Origin of the sequence: Streptomyces sp. 5-10, assembly GCF_014712245.1 — a bacterium.
GTDB lineage: Bacteria > Actinomycetota > Actinomycetes > Streptomycetales > Streptomycetaceae > Streptomyces > Streptomyces violaceusniger.
The window spans coordinates 81,178-104,048 of sequence record NZ_JACVYG010000011.1; the positions used below are offsets into that span (position 1 = coordinate 81,178).

The following is a 22,871-nucleotide window of genomic DNA, read 5'->3' on the forward strand; positions in this document are numbered from 1 at the left end:
GTGCGTCTGCCGGGCGGGCCGCACGGGTGCAGTGCGGCGCCGGCGGACGGCGGGCTACGGCAGAGGTGTGTCCGGGGCGTAGGCGCCGAACTCCTTCAGCAGTTCTTCTTCCTGCAGCAATGTCGAACGCGCCTGGTGCCCGCGCAGTTGGGCGACCCCGGCGGCGAGCGCCTGGACCAGCGCGGTGAACGCGGTCAACGAGCGCAGCACCGACGGGCTGGCGGCGTCCACGAAGAAGACCTGCTCGGCCGAGGACGCCAGGGGCGAGGAGGGGTTGTCGGTCAGCGCCACGCAGCGGGCGCCGCGTGCTCGGGCCCAGGCCGCGGCCCGCACCGTCTCCGCGCTGTAGCGGCGGATCGCGATGGTCACGAAGCAGTCGCCCTCCCGGACCCGGCGCAGGTCGTCGGTGAGCGTGCCCGTGCCCAGCGTGACGGTCTCGACGTCCTCGCGCAGCATCCGCAGCAGGTAGCCGAGCAGATAGGCCGGGGCGTGGCACTTGCGCAGGCCCATGACGTGGACGCGGGGGGCCTCGGCCAGCGCCTTGACGGCGGCCTCCCAGGTTTCGGGGTCGATCCGGGCGAAGGTGCGGGCGATGTTGGCCCCTTCCAGCGCGGCCGCCTGCTCGAGCAGGTTTCCGCCGTCGGCCCCCAGCTGCTCCAGGTTGTCGTAGCGGCGCAGCAGGTGCACCTGTTCGCGCAGATGCTCCCGGCACAGTCTGGTCAACCCGGGGTAGCCCTCGAGGCCGAGGCTGGTGGCGAAGCGGACCACGGTGGCCTCGTTGACGCCGACGGCGGACGCCAGCTCCGAGATCGTCATGAACGCCACGCCTTCCGGGTCGGCCATGACGCGCTCGGCCAGGAGCCGCTGGGAACGGGTCAGCGGCGTCGCCGGGTTGTGGAGAGTGGCGACGAGCGCGTCGTAGGTCCGCGGAGGTCGCTGCGAAGTTGTGGCCATGCGAGGAATTCTCCCTCCAAACGGCCGTGCCGCGGCCGCGGGGTCACCCGGTGGCGGCGTCGGCACGCCCCTGTGCGAAGTCCGACAGCGCCATCTCGGCGCTCTTCCCGGCCGGTCCGCGCACCGTGATCCGGTCGCCGGTGAGGTCGGCCACCACTGAGCACAGGGTCATCAGCGGGTCGGTGCCCGCGGCCGTGCGGTGCACCCCCTGGGGCAGCGGTGCTGAGGTGAGGATGTCCAGGAACCACTGCGCGCCGGGGTCGTCGGCGGGGAACGGCAGAGTGCTCAGGACCTTGCCGCGGGCGACGCTCTCCTCGAACTGGCCCAGGCTGCGGGCCGCCCGCGTGCCGTCGTTCGTGGCCGGGGCGGCGGTGGGCGCGTCCGCCGGTTCGGGCAGGTGGCGCAGGTGGTTGGTGTGCCAGTGCAGGGGGTGGTGGACCGGGTCGGCCTCCACTGCGGCGGTCCGTCCGGCGGCGCTCTCCACGACGACGACCCGGCCTTCGGCACGGTCGCCGATCGTGTAGGCGAAGCCGCCGGCGCTGGGGCGGGTGCGCAGGTGGTCGACGGCCGCGTCCAGGGTCGGAGCCTGCTGGAGGGCGCGGGCGACGAAGTGCCGTCCCGGGGCGTCGGCCGGGCGCGCGGCCTGGACGTGGTTGATGCCCCAGACCAGGCCGTTGCCGGTGGCCGTGAAGGTGTTGGCGGGAAGGAAGCCCGGATACCACTGGACCGTGACCGGCGCGTCCCCGTCGACGAGCAGGGTGAGCAGCATCAGCCGACCGTCGAGGGCGGGCGCCCCGTCCTCGTTGTGCGCGACGTAGGAGCGCGTCCGGCGCCAGCCGAGGTCCGTGCAGCCGGTGCCGTCGTCGACCCCGAGGTCGCCGCGGAGGTTGGCCAGCAGCAGGTCGTGGAAGTCCGCGCCGGCACCGGCGGCGAGGGCGCGCAACTCGGCCAGCTGCCGGCCGCACGCCGCGTGCGTGGCGTCGAGCAGTCGGCCGACCCGGATCCGCCCTCGTTCGGTCGCCGCCCAACGGCGCAGCGCGGAGCGTTCGGGCAGGGCGTCCTGGACGGCGTGGACATCGGCGCGGGCGGCCTGGCCGAGGGCGCGGAACACTTCCGTCCGCTCCCCGGAGACGACCAGCCACCGCAGCCCGGCGAGTTCCTGCTCACGGATGCCTGCCGCCATCGTCCGACCTCCTGCCGGTTGGGCTGCGCCGACCGCTTTCGCGGACGCGCTTGCCGCAACCCGTGACGTAAATTTAATTGCAGCGATACTACACCTTGCAATTCTGCTTGCATATCTTGTTGTTCCCGCCCCTCTCCCCAAGGTCAGGAACCCTGTGAAACCTTCCGCTAAAACCAACGGCTCCGCCCAACTGCGCGGTGCGCTGGGCAACCGGCAGATGACCATGATCGCGATCGGCGGCGTCATCGGCGCCGGGCTCTTCGTCGGCAGCGGCAGCGCCATCCGCCAGGCCGGACCTGCCGTACTGGTGGCCTACGCCGCCATCGGCGCCCTGGCCGTCCTGGTGATGCGCATGCTGGCCGAGATGGCGGTCGCCCAGCCGGAGACCGGTTCCTTCTCCAGCTACGCCAGCCGCGAGCTGGGCCCCTGGGCAGGGCTGTCGGTGGGATGGCTGTATGCCTACCAGTGGTGCATCACCGTCGGATTCGAAGCCATCGCCGGCGCGGCCGTCGCCCACCACATGCTGCCCGCCATACCCACCTGGCTGGCCGCGCTGGTCCTGATGGTCGCGTTGATCGCGGTCAACTTCGCCCGCGTCGAGTCCTTCGGCACCTTCGAGTTCTGGTTCGCCATGATCAAGGTGGCGGCGATCATCGCCTTCCTGCTCATCGGCCTCGCCGCCGTGCTCGGCGCACTCCCGAACACCAGCGCCCCCGGCACCACCAACCTCTTCGGCCACGGCGGCTTCGCCCCCAACGGCTGGCTGGCCGTGCTCCAGGCATCGCTGGTCGTCTTCTTCTCCTACTTCGGCACCGAGGTCGTCACCATCGCCGCCGGTGAGGCCAAGGATCCCGCCCAGGCCGTGCGGCGCGGCATCAACAGCGTCGTCTGGCGCATCCTGCTCTTCTACATCGGCTCGATCACCGTCGTGGTGATGCTGCTGCCGTGGAACTCCACCGCCGTCACCGACAGCCCCTACGTCGCGGTCCTGGGCCATCTCGGCGTGCCGTTCGCCGGCACCACAATGAACTTCATCGTGCTCACCGCCGTCCTGTCCTGCCTGAACTCCGGGATCTACTCCTCCTCCCGGATGCTCCACTCCCTGGCCGAACGAGGCGAAGCCCCCGCGCTGTTCGCCCGCACCACCCGGCTCGGCGTGCCCGCACCGGCCGTCCTCGCCGCCTCCAGCATCGGACTGCTCACCGTCGTGGCCAACTACTTCCTGCCCACCACGGCCGTCTACCAGTTCCTGCTCGACTCCTCCGGCGCCGTCGCCGTCGTGGTCTACCTGTGCATCACGGTCACCCACCTGCGCGGGCGTGCCCGGCTGATGCGGGAGCGGCCCGAAGCCCTCACCGTCCGCATGTGGGCCTACCCCTGGCTGAGCCTGCTCGTCCTCGCGGCACTCCTGGCCATCATCGCGGGCATGGCAGCCGACTCCGGAAGCCGGCGATCGCTCCTGCTGACGCTCCTGGTCACCGCCGTCGCCGTCGTCGCCGGACTGATCACCCAGCGAGCCCGGCACCCGAAGAACGCCGCCGAACCGGCGCCCTCACGCACCCTCGTCTGACCACGACCTCCCGCCGAACAGGACCCCAGAACCGGAGGCACGCGCCCTGGTGGGTGGCGCGGGATGCCCCATTATTCGCATGCCGCGCAGGCGCGGCGACCGAGGCGAGCAGCAGGCGGGCCGGCTCCAGGCGGCTCTGGCATCCGCTGGGGCGCCCGAACTCGTCGAAGGCGAAGACCCGGTCCGGGAAGCGGTCCAGCACCTGCTCAATCCGGTTTCGAGCTTGGCGTCGCGATCAGGGTCGGGCGACTCCTTCCAGGTCTTGGTGCGCTGGAAGGTGATGCCGCGGCGCCGGAGCAGGCACCGTAAGGCTTCACGGCCGATGCGGATGACGCGGCCGTGCACTTTCCGCAGGTAGGCGGCGAGTTTGCGGATCGACCAGCGGGTGAAGGGGTGGCCGTCTGTGTACACGGACAGGCTCGGCCACCGGGCCTCCAGCGATCGGATCGGACGTCGCCGCACATCCAACCGCCACGACCGCCAACCCGGTGCACCTATGCGGTCACAGCACTAGGCGGCCAGATCGGGGCCGAGCGTGGTGGCGGTGGCCGGGGCGAGCCACACGAGCTGGGCGGTGACTCCGTCCCGGGAGAACCACGCCGCCACCCGCTCGGGCGAGGCCAGCACCAACCGCTGCCCCGGGCCGACCACTTCGGTCCGCCCCTCCTCGTAGGCCATGCCCCACGCCGCGATCTCCACATCGGCCTCTCCGGTGTCTTCGTACGGGTGGATCCGGGCCACGGCGAAGAGGCGGGGCGCGGTGGCGAGGACGAGGGCGCGGAGTTCTTTGCCGAGGTCGAAAGGCTCGGAGGCGGGTTGGTGCGGGGATACGGTGGCCATGCGTGTCTCCTTGCTGCGAGGTGGAGTTGGGCCGTATAGACGCCGGCCACAGAGCAATCGTGGGGGTTGCCGCCTGGAGTGGCCTGGATCACAGAGTAGGGCGAGAGGTTGAATTACTTCTACGGAAAATCTGGAAGCATCTAACTTTGAACCTGTTCCGGTGACCACTGCATCACTTGTGCGACTGTGGAGGGCCGTATGCCGCCAAGGACAGTTCCGACCGCACGTCAGCTACGTCTGGGCATCGAGCTGCGTAAGCTCCGCGAACGTGCGGGCCTGAACACGAGGGAGGCAGCTGAACTGATCGGAGCCCAGCAGGCTCGCATCAGCAACATCGAGACGGGGCGCTTCGGGCTCAGTGAACGCAGCATCCGCACGCTGGCCGAGAACTACGCGTGCGGCGACAATGCCCTCATCGCCGCTCTCATCGCCATGACGGGCAAACAGCAACGTGGCTGGTGGGAGGAGTACCGGGACGTGCTGCCCCCGGGGCAACTCGACATCGCCGAGCTCGAACACCACGCGACGGAACTCGAGTTGGCCACGGTGCTCCACATCCCGGGACTGCTCCAGACAATCGACCACGCACGCGCTGTCTTCGCCGAAGGGGTGCCGGCGCTCCCTCCACCTGACGTGGAAGACCGCGTTTCGTACCGCATCAAGCGACAGCGCGTTCTCTACGCCGACAGTCCCACCCCATGCAAGGCGGTGATCCACGAGGCCGCCCTCCGTATGCCCTTCGGCGGGCCGCAAACATCCCGCGTGCAGCTCAAACACTTGATCGACATGAGCGAACGGGACCACATCACTATCCGGGTGATCCCGTTCCGTAACGGCACGTTCGCCGGGTCCGGTCAGTCGATCAACTACTTCGCCGGCCCCGTTCCTCAACTCGACACGGTTCTGCTGGAGCAGGCGCACGGCTCCCTCCTGCTCGATGCGGAAGCCCAGTTGGAGAAGTATCGGTTGGTGATCGGCAAGATGGACGCCATCGCTCTGGAGCCGGAGGAGTCCCGTGACTTCATCCACGGCCTCATCAAGGACCTGTGACAAGGAGCAGCACATGACCCCGGTTTCTTGGCGGCAGTCGTCGTACTGCCAGGAATCAGCCTCCTGCGTGAACGTCGCCGAAGGGGAGCACGACTCGATAATGCTCCGTGAGAGCGAGCAGCCAGAAGTCGTACTCACGACCACCCGGACGCGCCTGCGAACCTTCATACGCGCCGCCAAGGCCGGTCAGTTCGATCAAGTCGCCGAACTTTGATCTCGGTGGTGGGCTCACGGCGAGCGCCTTTTCGCGCCCCCTTCGAGGTGCGTGCGCTCTTGACCGAGCGACCACACAGGTGAAGAGTCGCCCACTGTCCGTGACTATGCTCGGCACAGGAGGCAGTGATGGCGCTGCGGTTCATCGCGAAAGACCCGAACACGGGAACCAATGAGTCGCCCACTGTCTGGGTGGACGATCAGAACGCGGACTTGGTGCTGCAGGGGTGGAAGGTCGACGACGTGACCGTCGCCGAGTGCTTGGAAACAGGGTCGATTCCGGAGCATGAGGCGGTGATTCGTATTCCTGCGCGGATGGTGCAGGCATTAAGGGAGGCATGCGATGTCGCAGAAGGTACCGCCATTCGCTGACTTGCTGGCCGACTGCCGTAAGTCAGCCGTACACCTGGAGATGCGCGACACGTACGCGGTCGACTACGAATCCGGAGACTTCCGCAGGTGGCGGGAAACCGGAAAGTGGGACAACCTCGAATACTGGAAGCCGTGGAAGGATCTCGTATCCGAGGCAGTCGGACGGGGTGTGATCATGCGACGGGCTCGGATTATTTCGGAGCCGGTGAGTGAATACATCCGATTCGAGTACTCGGGCACGATCCACAACATCGAGGCAGGCGAGCTGGTGCGTTGGTTGCCTCGAAGGCAGGCTTCGGATATAGCTCTGCCCGGAAATGACTTCTGGTTGTTCGACGACCAGTTGGTTGAGTTCAACCATTTCACTGGCGATGGGGCCTCTGCCGGTCCGTCGCTCAGTGATGACCCGGATGTCGTGAAGCTTTGCTCCGCCGCTTTCGAGTCGGTGTGGCAACGTGCTACTCCGCATGGGGAGTTCACGGTCTGAACTGCATACGCGAGTCGACCAACTCATGCCCGCGTCTCCGTCCTCAAGCGCTCAAAGAGCACGCGCAGCCGTTGCAGCTCGCCTGCGTGAGATCCGTCAGGACGCTGGCCTGACAGGGCGTGAGTTGGCTGCGTTATGCGGCTGGCATCCAGCGAAGAACTCTCGTATCGAGAACGGGAAAGCAGCTGTCTCCGATGCGGATATCCGGGTTTGGTGTACTGCCTGTGGAGCAGATGATCAAGTCCTCGATCTCATAGCGGCCTCCCGTACAGCCGATCAGATGTACGTCGCATGGAGGCGGCTGCACCGTACGGGACTCCGCCGCCTCCAAGAATCCTATGTACCTTTGTTTGAGCGCACGCACAGGTTCCGCATCTATTGCTCCCGAGTGGTGCCCGGTTTTATCCAAACGGAGGAGTACGCGACTGCACTTCTGACGAGAATTGCGGACTTCCGACAGGCGCCCAACGACGTGTCTGATGCCGTGCAGGCTCGTTTGGATCGCTCTCGCATTATCCATGAGGGTGATCACCGTTTTGCCCTGCTGGTCGAGGAGGACGTGCTCTATTACCGTTTCGGCACCGCGTCTGAGATGGTCGAGCAGCTTGCTTACCTTCTAGCTGTGATGGCTCTTCCCTCCGTGTCTCTCGGAGTTATCCCGCGTACCGCTCCCCGTCTCATGTGGCCCTTGGAAACATTTAGCATGTTTGATGATGTCCAGGTTGAAGTGGAACTGCTGACCGCTCAGGTGAACGTCACGCAACCAAGTGAAATCGCCATGTACGGACGAGCGTTCAGCGAGCTCGCTTCGATGGCTGTGTACGGTTCGAACGCCAGAGCGCTCATTGCTGAGGCTCTTGACTCTCTCGGGTAGCCCCCGCAATCATCCGCAATCTCGTTGTTGCCGTCCGCGCACCCGCCGTAACGTCTCCCGCACTGAACACCTGCGGGAGTGCAGCCAATGAAAATCACTGAAGAGGCCATCGACGCCATGCGTTCCGAGCGTCACCGCTCGGCCGGAGAAGACGCGAGAGCGGTCGCTGAACTGATCCGAGAGGCATTGGGCCGTCTCGGCTTCACTCCGGACGTGGCCATGCCCCACGGCGACAAGGACGACGCCCTGTTCTGGCCGGTCCTGCGGGGAGAGGTGACGGTCTCGGGACATCCGATGGTCGCCCTCGGCCGTATCCCGCTCGACAGTGCGAACCGGCTCGCGGAAATCCTCATGCGTGCCGCGCTGGAGGAGCACACCAAGAAGGCCGCCACTCGGTGAGCCGTCTCTAAAGACCCCCGTCCCGGCTGGACCGGAGCCCTGGCAGGTCGAGCCCAGCGCGGAACGGGTGCATGTGCACGACGGCGCGAGGAGAGTCCCCGCGTCGACAGCACCGAAGGGAATCATCTCGATGCGCTTACGCGGATTCAAGGCCATCGTCCGCCAAGACCCCGAGGACGACGGGCCGGCAGAGGGCGGACAGCAAGGCGGATGTGGCGACGGTGATGGCTGCGGTCGGCAGTAGGTATGTGCTGTAGACGGGCGGCCCTCACGCAGTGTGAGGGCCGCTCTCACTGAGAGAGCGAGTCCATGCACCATCACGGCTACACCTGGCTCGGATCCGCGCATGAATTACTCAAGGACGGCCCGCGCCGCCCCCTGCATCCGGAGTTCAGATCCAGCAAGGTCGTGCCCCTGGAATGTGCTCACTGGCTGCTCAAACCGGCGTCCTTCATCTTGGGGACGTGGACCGATCCGGGGCAGGCCGCGCAGTGGTTCGGCAGGCAAGCGCGGGATTTCGCGTCATCGTTCGCTTCGGAGCGCGAACGCGATGGCGCCCGTCTCGCCGATGCGGCCGGCCGCGCGGTGGAACGGGTAATGAGCGGCGAGGATGTGGTTGGAGGCTGGTACCTCACCGGGCAGAGATTTCTCTCCGTGAGTGTGATCGCGTGCAGTCCGCACCGTCTGCGCCCCGGAGATTGCCTGTCCTGCAGATGCTCCCAACGGACTCCGGGGCATCATCCGGGTTGTCCGGTTGTGTACTTTCCGTGGCTCAACGGGCCTCGTAGGCTCGCGGGTTGGCTGACCGGCCGTTTCGGGAGGTGTTGTGCGAGACCAGAAGATGTACTGCTACACCTGTGGAAGAGACGAGATGCACCGTCGGCTCACCGCTGACGAGAAGGCTTGGGTGAAGAACAGCACGCGCCGAAAGAGTGTTGAGGACGTCTTTATGTGCAAGGCGCCCGACTGCCGCAATCTGCGGACCGGATTCCAGAAGCGTCCCTTCGATCCCATCCTTCGTCTGCCGGACGACCTCTGACCGCGTGTGAGGCGGCGGCGCCGTGCGGCAGACGGGTTGCCGGCGCGGCGTCGCCGTGGTGCTCGCGCCCCCGGCGCGCGTGGTGGTTGAACGCGGGACGAACATTGGATGAGAGGTGGGCCACATCGGCCACTTGTGCGTTCTCGGAGCGTACATTCGCCCCCTGAAGCCATTGCATGCACGGGGGGCAATCATGAAGTGGCTGGAGCAGTTGACGGCGCCCGAGAATCTGCTGGCGTTGCTCGGCGTCGTGGTGACGGTCGGGGGGCTGTCGTATGAGCGGCTGATTCCTGGGCGGAAGCGTATCGGCTATCGCGTGCAGATGGATACGTTGATAGACGACAGCACCCAGGACGGGCCGATTCATCAGCGGTTGCGGATGTTGGAGAATACTCCGGATCTGGCCGGGGCCTCCTTGGTGTTGTTGCGGATTGAGAATGACGGGTTTCGGAGCATTGACGCCGACGACTACATCACGGCGCCGGCGACGAATCACCGTGGGCTCACCGCGACCTTTCCCAATCGCATCGTGCGGGACGTGGCGGTCACCGAGCCCAGCCATCCGGATCTGTTGCGGCATCTGCCGCAGCGCGGGACTCCGGAGAATCCCGGGCTGGTCTGTGCGGGCAATGAGATCTCGCTGCCCCGGGTGCCGCTGAACAAGGGGGATCACTTCAAGCTGCTGGTCCTGCTGACGGGTGCCGGGACCGATAAGCCGCCGCATGTGGGCGGGCGGATCAAAGAGGGCAGGATCCGGAACAATGAGAAGTTCCGGCGGCCCAGCAATCGGATGCTCGGGCTCATCGGCAGTCTGCTGGCCATGCTGATCCTCCAGTCGTTCGGTATGCCGCTGTGGCGGAACGATCCGCTGCCGCGCGGCTGTGCCGCGGGGAATCTGACGATCGTCGGCTCGACCGCGTTCAAGCCGGTGGCGCAGGACGCGGCGAAGGCGTATCAGGACGACTGCCGGGATGCCCACGTCACCGTGGAGGCGCAGGGCAGTGGGCGCGGTACGAAGACGCTGATCGATGCCGGAGAGGCGGCGAAGGGGGGATTCCCGTCGTATCTGGCCTTCTCCGACGGCCCGGACGGCGACGGGAACCCCAAGCTCAAACAGCATCTGGTGGCGGTGTCCGTCTTCAGCGTCGTGGTGAACAAGGACGTCCGGGTATCGGATCTCTCGCTCGACGAGCTCCGCAGGCTCTACTCGGGCCGGATCACCAACTGGAACCAGCTGCCCGGCGGGCCCGATCTGCCGGTGCGGCTGGTGAGCCGGGACGCGAAATCGGGGACGCGGGGCGTGTTCGAGAGTCGAGTGCTGGAGCGTAATGAGATCTCGCGGACGTCGGACAACTGCCGGACCCCGAAATTCACCGGGGACACCGCCGTCCGCTGTGAACTCGACAGCACCGGCGAGGTGTTGAAGACGGTGGCGAACACACCCGGCGCGATCGGCTACGCCGAATTGCATTCCGCCGAGGAGAGCGCGCGGAAGGGGGATCTGCATCTGGTGGCCCTCGCTCACCGTAAGCCTTCCATCGGCGCGGTGCGCGAGCGGAGCTACCCCTTCTGGGAGCCGGAGTACGCGTACACCTACACCGCGCCGCCCGCCAACTCCCTGGCCTCGAAGTTCCTCGACTATCTGGCCGGGGACACCGGGCGGAACCTCATCGAGACCCACGGCCATCTGCCCTGCGCCGCCGCCGAGAACCAGGGGGCGTGCCAACTGGCGGCCGGTGGGCGGTAGGGAAAGCGGCAGGGAAGTGCGACCGGTCGGCCGGAGGCGGTTACCTGGGCCCGGCCGACCGGCGGGGGTCACTTGACGTTCACGCCGCCCCAGGCGTTGTCGACCGCCTTGTACTCGGCGCTGCTCGCGCCGTACAGCGCCTTCGCGGCCTTGAGGGTCGCGGTGCGGGCCTTGGCGTAGTTGGTGGTCGAGGTCATGTATGTGGTCAGGGCCTTGTACCAGATCTTCTCGGCCTTGGCGCGGCCGATGCCCTTGACGGTGCGGCCGTCCTTGGTCGGGCTGTCGTAGGTCACCCCGCCGATGACCTTGCGGCCGCTGCCCTCGGACAGCAGGTAGAAGAAGTGGTTGGCGATGCCGGAGGTGAAGTGCGGGTCGTCGTCGCCCACACCGCTCTTCCAGTAGTCGTAGGACAGGCCGTCCTTGCTGGGCTTGTCCATGTAGCGCAGCGGGGTGCCGTCGCCGTTGATGTCGATCTTCTCGCCGATGAGGTAGTCGCCGGGGTCCTTGGCGTTCTTGGCGTACCACTCCACGGCGGTGCCGAAGATGTCGGAGGTGGCCTCGTTGAGCCCGCCGGACTCGCCGCTGTACTCGAGGTTGGCGGTGGCCGAGGTCAGCCCGTGGCTCATCTCGTGGCCCGCGACGTCGAGCGAGGTCAGCGGCTTCTTGTTGCCCGCGCCGTCGCCGTAGGTCATGCAGAAGCAGGCGTCGTCCCAGAAGGCGTTCTCGTACGCGTCGCCGAAGTGGACGCGGGAGTACGCGGCCTTGCCGTTGCCCTTGATGCCGTTCCGGCCGAGGACCTTCTTGTAGTAGTCCCAGGTCATCGCGGCGCCGTAGTGGGCGTCGACGGCGGCGGTCTGGGCGATGGTGGGCTTGCCGTTGCCCCAGACGTTGTTGGCGTCGTAGAAGGCCGACCCCTTCTTGGTGTCGTCCCACGAGTGCTTGAGGTTGTACGTCTGGTGGCCGCCGCGCGCGGTGTCCTTCAGCAGCCACTGGCTGCCGCTCTTGACCGAGCCGACGGTGACCTTGCCGTTGTGCTGGCCGGTGCCGGTGCCGTTCTCGACGGCCTGGAACTCGTAGAGCTTCCTGCCGGAGTCGGCGTCGGTGATGACGTGCAGCTTGCTGGGTGTACCGTCCTTCTGCACCCCGCTGACGACGGTCTCGTACGCGAGCACGGGCTTGCCGGCGGCGGCCCAGATCACCTTGCGCGCGTGTCCAGAGCCCGTCTTCTCGTCGCCCGCGGCCCGCGCGGCGCTCAGCGCGGACCGCTCGGCGCCGGAGGGGGCGATGGCGGCGCTGGTGTCGGCGACCTTGATGTCGGCGTCGGTCGCCTTGTCGACACCCTGGGAGGCGCCGCTCGCGGACTCATGGACGATCAGATCGCCGCCGAGGACGGGCAGTCCGGCGTAGGTGCGCTCGTAGCGGGTGTGGGTGGTGCCGTCGGCGTCCTTGACGACGTCCCTGACGACCAGCTTCTCCTTGGCCCCGAGCCTCAGCGACTTCGCGGTGGAGACCGCGGTGGAGCCCGCCTCCCGCAGCAGCTCGGCGCGGACCGAGGGGGAGAGCGAGACGGCGGAGGCACCCGAGGGGGTGGCCGGGGAGGTGGCCTGGGAGGTGGCCGCGTTCGCGGATCCGGCGGTGGCGCCGGCGGCGAGCAGGGAGGCGGCCAGGGTGGCCGCTCCGGCGGCGAGGGCGGTACGCGAGCGTCTGAGACGGGATATGCCGGATATGGCCGACGTCGAACGTGAATCCACGCGTATCTCCAGTTGTGATGGGGAGTTGGGCGAAGCTTCCGCCCAACGCGACAAAGATGTCGCTTTGCCGTGGATAAAACATACCGGTGCCCGGGGCCTCAGGCCCCGGGCACCGGCAGAGTGTCGTGCGGTAACCGCGTTGGTTTTACTTGACGTTGACCCCGGCCCAGGCGGCGTCCACACCCTTGGACTCGGCGCTGTCGGCGCCGTAGAGGTCCGTGGCGGCCTTCAGCGTGGCCTCACGGGCGGCGTGGTAGTCGGTGTTGGAGGTCATGTACGTGGTCAGGGCCTTGTACCAGATCTTCTCGGCCTTGTCCCGCCCGATGCCCTCGACCTTGGACCCGTCGGAGGTGGGGCTGTCGTACTTCACACCGTTGATCTCCTTCGCGCCGCTGCCCTCGGACAGCAGGTAGAAGAAGTGGTTGGCGACACCGGAGGAGTAGTGCACATCCAGGTCGCCGACGCCGTCGGACCAGGCGTCCGCGGACTGGCCGTCCTTGCTCGGCTTGTCCATGTAGCGCAGCGGGGTCCCGTCGCCGTTGATGTCGATCGCCTCGCCGATGAGGTAGTCACCGACGTCGGTGGTGTTCTTGACGTTGAACTCCACCGAGGTGCCGAAGATGTCGGAGGTGGCCTCGTTGAGGCCGCCCGACTCGCCGCTGTACTCCAGGCCCGCGGTCTTGGAGGTGACGCCGTGGCTCATCTCGTGGCCCGCCACGTCGAGCGCGGTCAGCGGGGCCTTGTTGCCCTGGCCGTCGCCGTAGGTCATGCAGAAGCAGCTGTCGTCCCAGAAGGCGTTGACGTAGGAGTCGCCGTAGTGCACGCGGGAGTAGGCGCCCTTGCCGTCGCCCGCGATGCCGTCGCGGCCGTGCACGTTCTTGTAGTAGTCCCAGGTGGCGGCGGCGCCGTAGTGGGCGTCGACGGCGGCGGTCTGGGGGTCGTCCGGCTTGCCGGTGCCCCAGTTGTCGTCGTCGTCGGTGAACGCCTTGCCCTCGCCGTCCTCCTTGTTCTCCAGGTTGGTGGTCTTGTGGCCGCCGCGGTCGGCGTCGGTCAGGGTGTAACCGCTGCCTTCCTTGCTGGTGCCGAGCTCGACCGAGCCGCTGTACTCGCTCTCGCCCTTGCCGGTCTCGATGCCCTGGTACTCGTAGAGCTTCTTGCCGGTGGCGGCGTCGGTGATGACGTGCAGCTCGTTCGGGGTGCCGTCCTTCTGCACCCCGCCGACGACGGTCTCGTAGGCGAGCACGGGCTTGCCGGTGGCGGCCCAGATCACCTTGCGCGGGGCCTGGTCGGCCGCCGCCTTGGCGGTGTCGTCGGCCTTGGCCAGCTTGACGGCCGACTTCGCCGCGGCGCTCGGGGCGATCCCGGCCGTGGTGGAGGCGACCTTGACGGTGGCCTTGGTGGCCTTGGTGACGCTTCGGACGTCACCGCCCTTGGCGCGGTGGACGATCAGGTCGCCACCGAGGACGGGCAGACCGTCGTAGGTGCGGTCGTAGCGGGTGTGGGTGGTGCCGTCGGCGTCCTTGATGACGTCCTTGACGACCAGCTTCTCCTTGGCGCCGAGGCCGAGCGACGAGGCGGTGTCCGCCTTGGTCGCGTTGGCCTCGCGGAGCAGCTCGGCACGGGCCGAGGCGCTGAGCGCCGCGGGCTGGGCGCTGGACGTGGCGTCGGCCGGGGCGGCACCCGCCGTGCCGGCGGTCAGTCCGGAGGCGAGCAGGGCCGCCGCGGCGACCGCAGTACCGGCCGCGATGGCCGAACGCCGCTTACCGGCACCGGATATGGGCATGCTGAAGGTCTTGCGCACGCGATCTCCTCGTTGCTGTGGGGGGTCAGCGCCGGGCTGCGGGGAAGTGCGGCCCGGTGCTGAACAAGAGGTACTGATGCGTAATGCGTTGGGCAGACTGTCACACAAGTCCGGGACATGTCACGGGTTTCACGACAGGTCGAAGGGAAAATGTTCGTTGAATGCTGATCAACCTTCGGATTCCGGACAGCTTGACGTCAGCTTTTGAAGCCAAAGACGTCAGCTTTTGAAACCAAAAGAGGCGCCGCCAGGGGGAGTCGGGTCGACCCCTGGCGGCGCCTGTCCGGTGGGAGCGTCAACGCCCCGTCAGAAGGTCAGCTTCCAGCTGTTGATGTAGCCGGTGTCCTGGGCGTACATGTCCTGGACCCGCAGCTTCCAGGTGCCGACCGCGGTCTCGGAGGACGCGTCCACCGTGTACGTGGTCCGCACGTCGTCCGCCGAGTCGAAGAGGCTGGCATCCTTCAGCCGGTAGGCCGTACCATCCGGGGCCACCAGGTCGATCACCAGGTCGCCGCGGTAGGTGTGCACGATGTCCACGCCCACCTGGAGGGTGCTGGGCGCGTTGCCCGCCCGGCTCACCGAGATCGGCGAGGTGACCGGCTCACCCGCGTCCGGGATGGCGATGTCCGCGGTGTTCTCGAAGACATTGCCGCCGCTGGTGTTGACCGCCCAGGCGAAGGACGCCGTACCGGTCTTGCCCGCCGAGTCGGTCACCGTGACGGTCACCGCGCTCGACCCTTCGGTGGTCGGGGTGCCGGAGATCAGACCGGTGGAGGAGTCGATGGCCAGGCCCGCGGGGAGCCCGGTGGCCACGTAGCTCAGCGCGCCCGGGTTGGAGCTGGTCGCGGTGATCTGGAGGCTGGTGGCCTGGTTGACGATGCTGGTCTGGTCGCCGGGCGGGGTGACGGTGACGCCGTCGGCGATCCGGGTGCCGACGTTGACCCCGGCCCAGGCATTGGCCACCGCGTTGTACTGCGCGCTGGCCTGGCCGAACAGCTCGGCCGCCGCCCACAGCGTGGCGTCGCGGGCGCCCGCGTAGTTGGTGTTGGAGGTCATCCGCTGGCTCAGCGCCTTGAACCAGATCTTCTCCGCGTTGTCCCGCCCGATGCCGGTGACCGGGAGGTTGTCGTACGTCGGGCTGTTGTAGCTCACGCCGTTGATGACCTTGGCGCCGCTGCCCTCGGAGAGCAGGTAGAAGAAGTGGTTGGCGATGCCGGACGAGTAGTGGACGTCCACATTGCCGACACCGGAGTACCAGCTGTCCTTGGAGGCCCCGTCCTTGCTGGGCTTGTCCATGTAGCGCAGCGGGGTGCCGTTGCCGTTGATGTCGATCTTCTCGCCGACGAGGTAGTCGCCGGGGTCGTTCGCGTTGTTCGCGTAGAACTCGACGGCGGCGGCGAAGATGTCGGAGGTGCCCTCGTTCAGCCCGCCGGACTCACCGCTGTAGGTGAGGTTGGCGGTGGCCGCGGTGACGCCGTGGCTCATCTCGTGCGCGGCGACATCGATGGAGGTCAGCGGCTTGGCGTTGCCCGAGCCGTCGCCGTAGGTCATGCAGAAGCAGGCGTCCTGCCAGAAGGCGTTGACGTAACCGCTGCTGTAGTGGACCCGGGAGTACGCCCCGACGCCGTCGCCCCGGATGCCGGTGCGGCCGTGGATGTTCTTGTAGTAGTCCCAGGTCTCGGCGGCGCCGTAGTGCGCGTCCACCCCGGCGGTCGCGGCGTCGGAGGTGGTGCCGTTGCCCCAGACGTCGTCGGCGTCGGTGAAGAGGGTGCCGGTGCCCGAGGTGGAGCGGTTGAGGTTGTACGTCTTGTGGTTGCCGCGCCCGGAGTCGGTGAGGTTGTACGAGCCCGCGCTGCCCGAGGTGCCGAGCGTCACCTGGCCGCTGTACTGGCTGTTCCCGGTGCCCGTCTTGACGCCCTGGAACTCGAACAGCTTCTTGCCGGTGGCCGCGTCGGTGACGACGTGCAGCTCGTTCGGGGTGCCGTCCTCCTGGAGGCCGCCGACGACCGTCTCGTAGGCGAGGGTCGGGGTGCCCTTCGCGGCCCAGATCACCTTGCGGGGCGCCCGGTCGGCCGCGGTCTTCCGCGAACCCTGCGCGTTCGCCGCCTTCACGGCGGCCTTCTCGGCGGTGGCGGGCGCGACGGCGGCGCTGGTGGTCGGCACGGTCAGCCGGGCCTTGGTGGCCTTGGCGACGGTCAGTTGCGCGCCGCTCTTCGCCCGGTCGACGACCAAGTCGCCGCCGAGGACGGGGAGTCCGGCGTAGGTGCGCTCGTAGCGGGTGTGGGTCGTGCCGTCGGCGTCCTTGATGACGTCCTTGACGACCAGCTTCTCCTTGGCCCCGAGCTTGAGGTCCTTGGCGGCCTCGCCCTTGGCGGCGTCGGCCTCGCGGATCAGCTCGGCGCGCTGGGCGGGGGACAGCTTGACGGGGAGGGCGCCGGGGTCGGGGGCGCCGGAGATCGTGCGGGCGGCGGGGCGGTTGGCGACGTTCGCGGCGGTCCCGGCCTTCGTGGCGTTCGTGGCGGAGTCGTCCGGGCGGGCGGCGGCGGTGCCGCTCTGGAAGCCGACGCCGATCATCGCCGCCGCGACGACCAGCGCACCGGTCGCGATGGCCCGACTGCCCGGGGTGCGACCGGATCTGCGGCTACTGGGTCTGAGGTGCCGTTGGGGGAGGGATCTCACGCTGACTCCTTCTGCGCTGGCCGCGCGGTGGCACGGCCGGGACGACCGGGCGGCTGGATCGCCGTCCGGGCAGGGCAGAGCGGGTGCATGTGTGTGTGGGGTGGCTGCGGCTTCGGGCGCGGCTATGAGCTGGGGGAAGCGCCGCGCCTCGGCCGAGGGAAGAGTGCCATCAATGGACTCGACCTGTCAGGATCGCGACAAGAACTTGTCCGGAAAGCGTCCGTTGACAGGTGTGCCGTGTTCATATGGCGGTGATTTACGGTCAATTTCGGCAAGAGGCGATGTCGGTGGCGTTTCCCGTCATCGCCCGCCATGTCCCACCCGGGCCATGTCCGGTCCCGGGCCATGTCCCACCTCCCCCGAACCAGGCGAACCCGACCCCCGCCGTCAGCGCGCGGCGGAGTCGAAGCGCGGCTCCTCTCGTAGCAGGGTGCTCAGGTCGGCGCAGGGCCGCAGTTCCTCCGGGTCCTCGCCCCGGCGGAAGAGGATCGCCCCGGCGTCGATGCCGCCCAGGGTCAGCCGGTCTTCGTCCCGGCGCAGCCAGGTGCCCTCGCGCAGGCCGACCACGGGGACGTCGTTCTCCTCGAGGAACTGCTCGAGCCGCTGGGCCCGGGTCTCGCCCATGTGGGCGGTGTCCGGCTTGGCATCGAGGTAGTGCGGGTTGATCTGGAACGGCAGCAGGCCCAGCGCCTCGAAGGTGGGCGGCTGGACGATGGGCATGTCGTTGGTGGTGCGCAGGGTCGGGCAGGCCATGTTGGTGCCCGCGCTGGAGCCCATGTAGACCGCGCCCGCGGCCACCCGCTCCCGAATCGCCCGGACCAGATCGCGCTCGTGCAACGCCTTGAGCAGCCGGAAGCTGTTGCCGCCGCCGACGAACACCGCCTGCGCCCCGCGCACAAGACCGGCCGGGTCTTCGGCGGTGTGCGCACCGGTGACCTCCACGCCCAGCGGCTCCAGGGCCGAGGCCACCTGGGCGGTGTAGCCGTCGTGGTCGGCCAGCGCGTACGGCACGAAGACGAGCCGGCGCGCGCCGTCCAGCGCCGAGGCGATCTCCTCCCGCGCGTGTTCCAGATAGCCACGGCCGGGCGCGGCGGAGTTCGACAGCAGCAGCAACTGCATGAGGGGGCCTTTCCGAGACGGGTCACGAGGGAGGCGGCGGGACGCCGGGCGGCTCGGTACCGACGACGACGCCGCCGACGCCGCGCCGCTCAGCGCCGCTCGCGGTGCGGGGCGCGCCGCGGCCGGGCGGGCGTCAGTGCCCGGCCCAGATCGGCGGCGCCCTGCAGCAGCGGCGCCACCAGCTGCTCCCGGCGCGGGCGCAGCACGTCGGGGGTGGCGGCCAGGGTCAGGGTGCCCACCGGACGTCTGCCCACCAGAACCGGCGCCGCGAGCGCCGCGGTGTCCGGATCGTACTCGCCCTCGGAGTAGGCGTAGCCCTCGCGCCGCACCTCGGAGAAGCGCTCCTCGAGCCGCACCGGATCGGTCAGGGTGTGCTCGCTGAAGCGCGCCATCGGGCGGCCGTACAGCAGCACGGCCCGGTCACCGGGCGGGAGCATACCGAAGTAGGCGCGGGAGGTGGCCCCGGCGTGCGCCGGGTACAGCTCGCCCGCCAGCACGTAGTAGCGCAGCGGGCCGGTGGCCCCGTCCACCGCCGCGACGCAGCGCATGTGCACCCCGTCAGGGACCGCGAACAGCGCGTTCACCCCGACCGCCCCGGCCAGCGCCTCCAGGGTGGGCCGGGCCAGGCTGGCCATGCCGCCGCCCCGCTCCCACACCCAGGACAGGTGCCACACCGCCGGGCCCAGCCGGTAGCGGCGTGAGCGCCTGTCGGAGACCAGGAAGCCCCGGTAGGCCAGCGCGGCCAGCAGCCGCTGGGCCACCGACTTGTCCAGCCCGAACTCCTCGGCGATCTCGGTGACGCCCCACTCCGGGCGCTCCCGGTCGAAGGACAGCAGCACGTTCAGCACGCGGTCCGCGGTCTGGAGGGGTGGGGCGCCGGTTACGGGCGACTGTTCGGCCATGACGAAAGGGTAAACATTCTCGGATATAGAGAAAACATTGCGCACTGCGTGACGGCGGGCGGACCCTGGCCAGGCCGGTGCCGGGAGGAACCCTGGCCAGGCCGGTGCCCGGTGGCAGTGCCCGCCCCGCGCGCCGCTTCCCCGCTCGTGTCCGGTCGGGCCATCGCCGTCGCCGACCGCATCTTCCCGACCGACCGCGTCACCCCCCGGACCACCGCATCACCCGCTGTGAGAGGCCAGCCGTGCTCAAACACGTCCTTGACATCATCGAACTCCTCGACCGTCCGCAGACCAGCGGCGCCCTCCTCGCCGACCATCTGCGCGCGGTCCAGGCCGCGGCCGGAGCCGACCCGCAGACGGCGCCCGCGATCGAGGTACGCACCGTCGAGGGCGACAAGGGCAGCACGGACTTCGTCTCCGTCACCGTCCCCGGCCGCCGCGGCAAGCTGTCCGGCGGCGCCGCCCCGACCCTGGGCATCCTCGGCCGGCTCGGCGGAGTCGGCGCCCGCCCGGAGCGGATCGGGCTGGTCTCGGACGCCGACGGGGCGGTCGCGGCGCTGTCCGCCGCGGCGAAGCTGCTGGACATGCACGCCCGGGGCGACGTCCTGGACGGCGATGTCACGCTCTCCACCCACGTCTCCGGCTGGGCCCCCACCCAGCCGCACGACCCCGTGCCCTTCATGGACTCCCCGGTGGACACCCTGGTGTGCAACCGCGAGGAGATCTCGCCCGCCATGGACGCGGTCGTCTCCATCGACACCACCAAGGGCAACCGGCTGCTCAACCACCGCGGCGTCGCCCTGTCGCCCACGGTCTGCCAGGGCTGGATCCTGCGGGTCAGCGAGGATCTGGTGTCCGTCCTGGAGAGCGTGACCGGCGAGTCGGCGCACATCCTGCCGATCACCACCCAGGACATCACCCCGTACGGCAATGGAGTGCACCACCTCAACTCCATCCTCCAGCCCGCCGTGGCCACCACCGCCCCCGTCGTCGGCCTCGCGATCACGGCGGGCACGGCGGTGGCCGGATGCGCCACCGGCGCCAGCCACGAGACCGACATCGCCGTCGCGGCCCGGTTCGCCGTCGAGACCGCCAAGGAGTTCGGACGCGGCGTCGCCCGCTTCCTGGACGCCGAGGAGTTCGCGCGCCTGGTCGAGCTGTACGGACCCATGACCCACCTCCAGGCCCTCACCCCGGCGGGGTGACCGACCGGTCCCACCCGGACCCCGCAGGAGTCCCCATGAACCCCAATACCCAGGCCACCGCCGCGGCCGCGGACGCCCCACCGCGGTCGCACCCCAGAGCCTTCGAACCGATCACCCTCGTCCTGACCATCGTGCTGTCGGTCCTCGGCGCCCTGATCGGCATCGTGCTGATCACCACGCTCGGGGTGTCGCCGAACACGGCGGTGATCGGCGCCCTGGTGGCGATGCTCATCGGCCGCATCCCGGTGGGCGTGCTGACCCGGATGCGCTCCCAGCACCGGCAGAACCTGGTGCAGTCGGCGATCTCCGGCTCCACCTTCGCCGCGGCCAACTCCCTGCTCACCCCGATCGCGGTGCCCTTCGCGCTGGGCCGTAACGACCTGGTGTGGCCCATGCTCGGCGGGGCCGTCATCGGCCTGGCGGTCGACAGCTGGGTGCTGTACCGGGTGTTCGACTCCAAGCTGCTGCCCGCCACCGGCTCCTGGCCGGCCGGTATCGCGGCCGCCGAGACGATCAGGGCCGGGGACACCGGCGGGCGCAAGGCCGCGATCCTGGGCGCGGGCGCCCTGGTCGGCTTCGTCGGCGCGCTGTTCAAGCTGCCGACCAGCGCGGCGGGTGTGGGCTTCCTGGGCAACATCTGGGCGCTGGCCATGTTCGGCATCGGGCTGACCGTGGGGCAGTACGCCCCCGACTTCGGCTTCGACCTGGGCGCGCACCATGTGCCGCACGGGCTGATGATCGGCGCGGGGCTGGTCGCCCTGACCCAGGCGCTGCTGCTGATGCGGACGCGGAAGGGCGGTGGCGATGGGGCTGATCAGGCGGAGAGCGCCGGTGACGGGCCGGACGCCGACGGTGACGCCGACGGCCCGGACGCCGACGGCGGTCGTACGGTCCAGGCGCCCCAGCTGCGGCGGGGACTGCTGGAGGGCATGGGCCTCTTCCTCTGCGGCGCGGTCGTGGTCGCGATCGCGGGCGGCGTGGTCGGCGGGCTCTCCCTGCCCGCCCTGGTCGGCTGGGTGCTGCTGGCGGGTGTCGCCGCCATCGTCCACCAGCTGATCGTGGGGCTGGCGGCCATGCACTCCGGCTGGTTCCCGGCCTTCGCCGTCACCCTGATCTTCCTGATCATCGGTCTGGTGCTGCACGTCCCGACCGTGCCGCTCGCGCTGCTGGTCGGCTACACGGCCTCCACCGGCCCCGCGTTCGCCGACCTCGGCTACGACTTCAAGGCGGGCTGGCTGCTGCGCCGGGACGCCGCGCCCTGGCGGCCCTTCGAGATCGAGGGGCGGCGCCAGCAGTACCTGGCCCAACTCGTCGGCTTCGGCGTGGCGCTGGTCGTCGTCGCCGTCGCCTGGAAGACCTTCTTCTCCGACGGCAAGGTGCCGCCGGTCGCCGAGGTCTACGTCACCACCATCAAGACCGGCCTCGAGCCCGGCACCATGACCACCATGCTGCTGTGGGCGATCCCCGGCGCGCTGGTCCAGCTCGTCGGCGGGCCCTCCCGGCAGATGGGCGTCCTGCTGGCCACCGGCCTTCTGGTGGCCACGCCCCAGGCCGGATGGATGGTCCTCGGCGCCCTGGTGGTCCGCCAGCTCTACACCGTGTGGCGGCGGCGCGGCATCGCCGACCCGCGGGCGCGTAAGGAGTCCGACGAGCAGGCCGAGAACGACCTCTCGCTGGTCGGCGCCGGACTCGTCGCCGGAAGCTCCCTCAACGACGTCGGCCAGCTCACCAAGGCGCTCTGAACGCGCCTGGGGCAGGCCCCGTCAACGGCCCTGTGAGGAAGGACAAGCACGCTGTGGACACCACGGAGACCACGGAGATCACTGAGATCACGGAGGCCGTGGACCGCGACCACCCGGCGGGCGGCCCGGCCCTCGGCCTGGTCACCATCGGCCAGGCCCCGCGCGCCGACCTCCGCCCGGACGCCGAACCGCTGCTGCCCGGGGTGCGCCTGGTCGAGCACGGCGCGCTCGACGCCGACCGGTTCGACGGCGACGCCGAGGCCGCGACCCGCCGGCTGCTGGCCCCCGAGGACGGCGAGGCACCGCTGGTCTCCCGGCTGCGCGATGGCCGTTCGGTGCTGCTCGGGCACGGGGCGATCGTCCCGCGCATCGCGGACGCGGTCGCCCGCGCGGAGCGGGACGGCGCCGCCGCGACCCTGCTGCTGTGCACCGGCCGCTTCCCGGCGGTACGGGCCCGGCGGCCGCTGCTGTTCGCCGAACCGCTGGTGCAGCAGGCCGTGGCAGCGGCCGTGGGCACCGACCCCGTGGGCATCGTCTGCCCGCATCCGGACCAGGCGGAGGACGTCTCCCGGCGCTGGGCGGAGCTGCTGCCCGGCCGGGTGGAGGCCGCGGCCGCCGATCCGTACGGCCCCGCCGAGCGCGTTCTGGACGACGTGGCCGCCGCCGCGCGTGGGCTCGTCGAGCGCGGCAGCTCCTGGCTCGTCCTGGACTGCATCGGCTACACCGAGCGGATGCGCACCGCCGCCCTTCGGGCCGCCGAGCGTCCCGTCCTGCTGGCCCGCGCCATCGCCGTCCGGATGGCGGCGGAGGTGGTGGCGGCCTCGGCGTAACGGGCGCGCGGCGCCTGCCGCGTACTCCCTCGCATCCTCGGCGTGGTCGGCGCGCGGCGCCTCCGTGCCTCCGCCCGCGCCCCCGCTGCCCCGCAGCCGGCACCTCACCACCGG

General features: G+C 69.2%; 19 protein-coding genes and 1 pseudogene. 11 read left to right on the forward strand and 9 right to left on the reverse strand.

The features are described from left to right. Positions 1-54: 54 nt before the first annotated feature. On the reverse strand, positions 55-954 hold the full coding sequence (locus IEJ02_RS15950; RefSeq protein WP_191065491.1) for a MurR/RpiR family transcriptional regulator: 900 nt from the start codon (positions 952-954) through the stop codon (positions 55-57). A 43-nt stretch (positions 955-997) separates the two neighbouring features. Then, entirely contained in the window at positions 998-2,137 is a 1,140-nt protein-coding gene (locus IEJ02_RS15955) for a C45 family autoproteolytic acyltransferase/hydrolase (RefSeq protein WP_191065492.1), read from the reverse strand. A gap of 154 nt (positions 2,138-2,291) precedes the next feature. On the opposite strand from IEJ02_RS15955, the gene IEJ02_RS15960 reads away from it, so the two are divergent. Next, entirely contained in the window at positions 2,292-3,707 is a 1,416-nt protein-coding gene (locus tag IEJ02_RS15960) for an amino acid permease (RefSeq protein ID WP_317985809.1), read from the forward strand. A gap of 112 nt (positions 3,708-3,819) precedes the next feature. Here IEJ02_RS15960 and IEJ02_RS48580 read toward each other — a convergent pair. Together IEJ02_RS48580 and IEJ02_RS15965 are read right to left on the reverse strand one after the other, a co-directional pair. Beyond that, a pseudogene (locus IEJ02_RS48580) lies at positions 3,820-4,106 on the reverse strand (IS630 family transposase); the annotation flags it as partial. Between the two features lie 111 nt (positions 4,107-4,217). Further along, on the reverse strand, positions 4,218-4,547 hold the full coding sequence (locus IEJ02_RS15965; protein WP_191065493.1) for a hypothetical protein: 330 nt from the start codon (positions 4,545-4,547) through the stop codon (positions 4,218-4,220). A gap of 198 nt (positions 4,548-4,745) precedes the next feature. On the opposite strand from IEJ02_RS15965, the gene IEJ02_RS15970 reads away from it, so the two are divergent. From IEJ02_RS15970 to IEJ02_RS16000, 7 genes are all read left to right on the forward strand, one after another. Beyond that, on the forward strand, positions 4,746-5,597 hold the full coding sequence (locus IEJ02_RS15970) for a helix-turn-helix domain-containing protein (protein WP_191065494.1): 852 nt from the start codon (positions 4,746-4,748) through the stop codon (positions 5,595-5,597). Positions 5,598-5,610: 13 nt separating this feature from the next. Further along, positions 5,611-5,811, forward strand: a complete 201-nt coding sequence (locus tag IEJ02_RS15975; RefSeq protein ID WP_191065495.1) for a DUF397 domain-containing protein — start codon at positions 5,611-5,613, stop codon at positions 5,809-5,811. A 128-nt stretch (positions 5,812-5,939) separates the two neighbouring features. After that, the gene (locus tag IEJ02_RS15980; protein ID WP_191065496.1) at positions 5,940-6,182 is read left to right on the forward strand and encodes a hypothetical protein; all 243 of its coding nucleotides are present in this window, start codon (positions 5,940-5,942) and stop codon (positions 6,180-6,182) included. Next, positions 6,154-6,669, forward strand: a complete 516-nt coding sequence (locus tag IEJ02_RS15985; protein WP_191065497.1) for a DUF6879 family protein — start codon at positions 6,154-6,156, stop codon at positions 6,667-6,669. Before IEJ02_RS15980 ends, IEJ02_RS15985 begins: the two co-directional genes overlap by 29 nt. A 25-nt stretch (positions 6,670-6,694) precedes the next feature. Then, a complete protein-coding gene (locus tag IEJ02_RS15990; protein ID WP_191065498.1) occupies positions 6,695-7,543 on the forward strand; it encodes a helix-turn-helix domain-containing protein in 849 nt (282 codons plus the stop codon). Positions 7,544-7,630: 87 nt separating this feature from the next. Next, positions 7,631-7,942 carry a hypothetical protein gene (locus IEJ02_RS15995; RefSeq protein ID WP_191065499.1) on the forward strand — a complete coding sequence of 104 codons (312 nt, stop codon included), beginning with the start codon at positions 7,631-7,633 and terminating at the stop codon, positions 7,940-7,942. Between the two features lie 1,154 nt (positions 7,943-9,096). After that, the gene (locus IEJ02_RS16000) at positions 9,097-10,728 is read left to right on the forward strand and encodes a substrate-binding domain-containing protein (RefSeq protein ID WP_317985810.1); all 1,632 of its coding nucleotides are present in this window, start codon (positions 9,097-9,099) and stop codon (positions 10,726-10,728) included. A gap of 68 nt (positions 10,729-10,796) precedes the next feature. Here IEJ02_RS16000 and IEJ02_RS16005 read toward each other — a convergent pair whose 3' ends face one another. From IEJ02_RS16005 to IEJ02_RS16025, 5 genes are all read right to left on the reverse strand, one after another. After that, positions 10,797-12,479 (reverse strand): M4 family metallopeptidase, encoded by a 1,683-nt coding sequence (locus IEJ02_RS16005; RefSeq protein ID WP_191065500.1) that lies wholly within the window; start codon positions 12,477-12,479, stop codon positions 10,797-10,799. 145 nt (positions 12,480-12,624) lie between these two features. Then, the gene (locus IEJ02_RS16010; protein WP_191065572.1) at positions 12,625-14,262 is read right to left on the reverse strand and encodes a M4 family metallopeptidase; all 1,638 of its coding nucleotides are present in this window, start codon (positions 14,260-14,262) and stop codon (positions 12,625-12,627) included. Between the two features lie 324 nt (positions 14,263-14,586). After that, positions 14,587-16,854 carry a M4 family metallopeptidase gene (locus tag IEJ02_RS16015; RefSeq protein WP_191065573.1) on the reverse strand — a complete coding sequence of 756 codons (2,268 nt, stop codon included), beginning with the start codon at positions 16,852-16,854 and terminating at the stop codon, positions 14,587-14,589. 492 nt (positions 16,855-17,346) lie between these two features. After that, positions 17,347-18,078, reverse strand: coding sequence for a dipeptidase PepE (pepE, locus tag IEJ02_RS16020; RefSeq protein WP_191065501.1), 732 nt, complete (start codon positions 18,076-18,078; stop codon positions 17,347-17,349). An 89-nt stretch (positions 18,079-18,167) separates the two neighbouring features. Continuing rightward, positions 18,168-18,980 carry an IclR family transcriptional regulator gene (locus IEJ02_RS16025; protein WP_191065502.1) on the reverse strand — a complete coding sequence of 271 codons (813 nt, stop codon included), beginning with the start codon at positions 18,978-18,980 and terminating at the stop codon, positions 18,168-18,170. A 242-nt stretch (positions 18,981-19,222) separates the two neighbouring features. Between IEJ02_RS16025 and IEJ02_RS16030 the strand changes: the two genes are divergently transcribed. From IEJ02_RS16030 to IEJ02_RS16040, 3 genes are read left to right on the forward strand one after another with little or no spacing between them, the layout of a single operon-like run. After that, the gene (locus tag IEJ02_RS16030) at positions 19,223-20,185 is read left to right on the forward strand and encodes a DUF1177 domain-containing protein (RefSeq protein ID WP_137980958.1); all 963 of its coding nucleotides are present in this window, start codon (positions 19,223-19,225) and stop codon (positions 20,183-20,185) included. Positions 20,186-20,220: 35 nt separating this feature from the next. Beyond that, positions 20,221-21,927 carry an OPT/YSL family transporter gene (locus IEJ02_RS16035; protein ID WP_191065503.1) on the forward strand — a complete coding sequence of 569 codons (1,707 nt, stop codon included), beginning with the start codon at positions 20,221-20,223 and terminating at the stop codon, positions 21,925-21,927. 53 nt (positions 21,928-21,980) lie between these two features. Beyond that, positions 21,981-22,757, forward strand: coding sequence for an AroM family protein (locus tag IEJ02_RS16040; protein ID WP_317985811.1), 777 nt, complete (start codon positions 21,981-21,983; stop codon positions 22,755-22,757). Positions 22,758-22,871 lie beyond the last annotated feature (114 nt).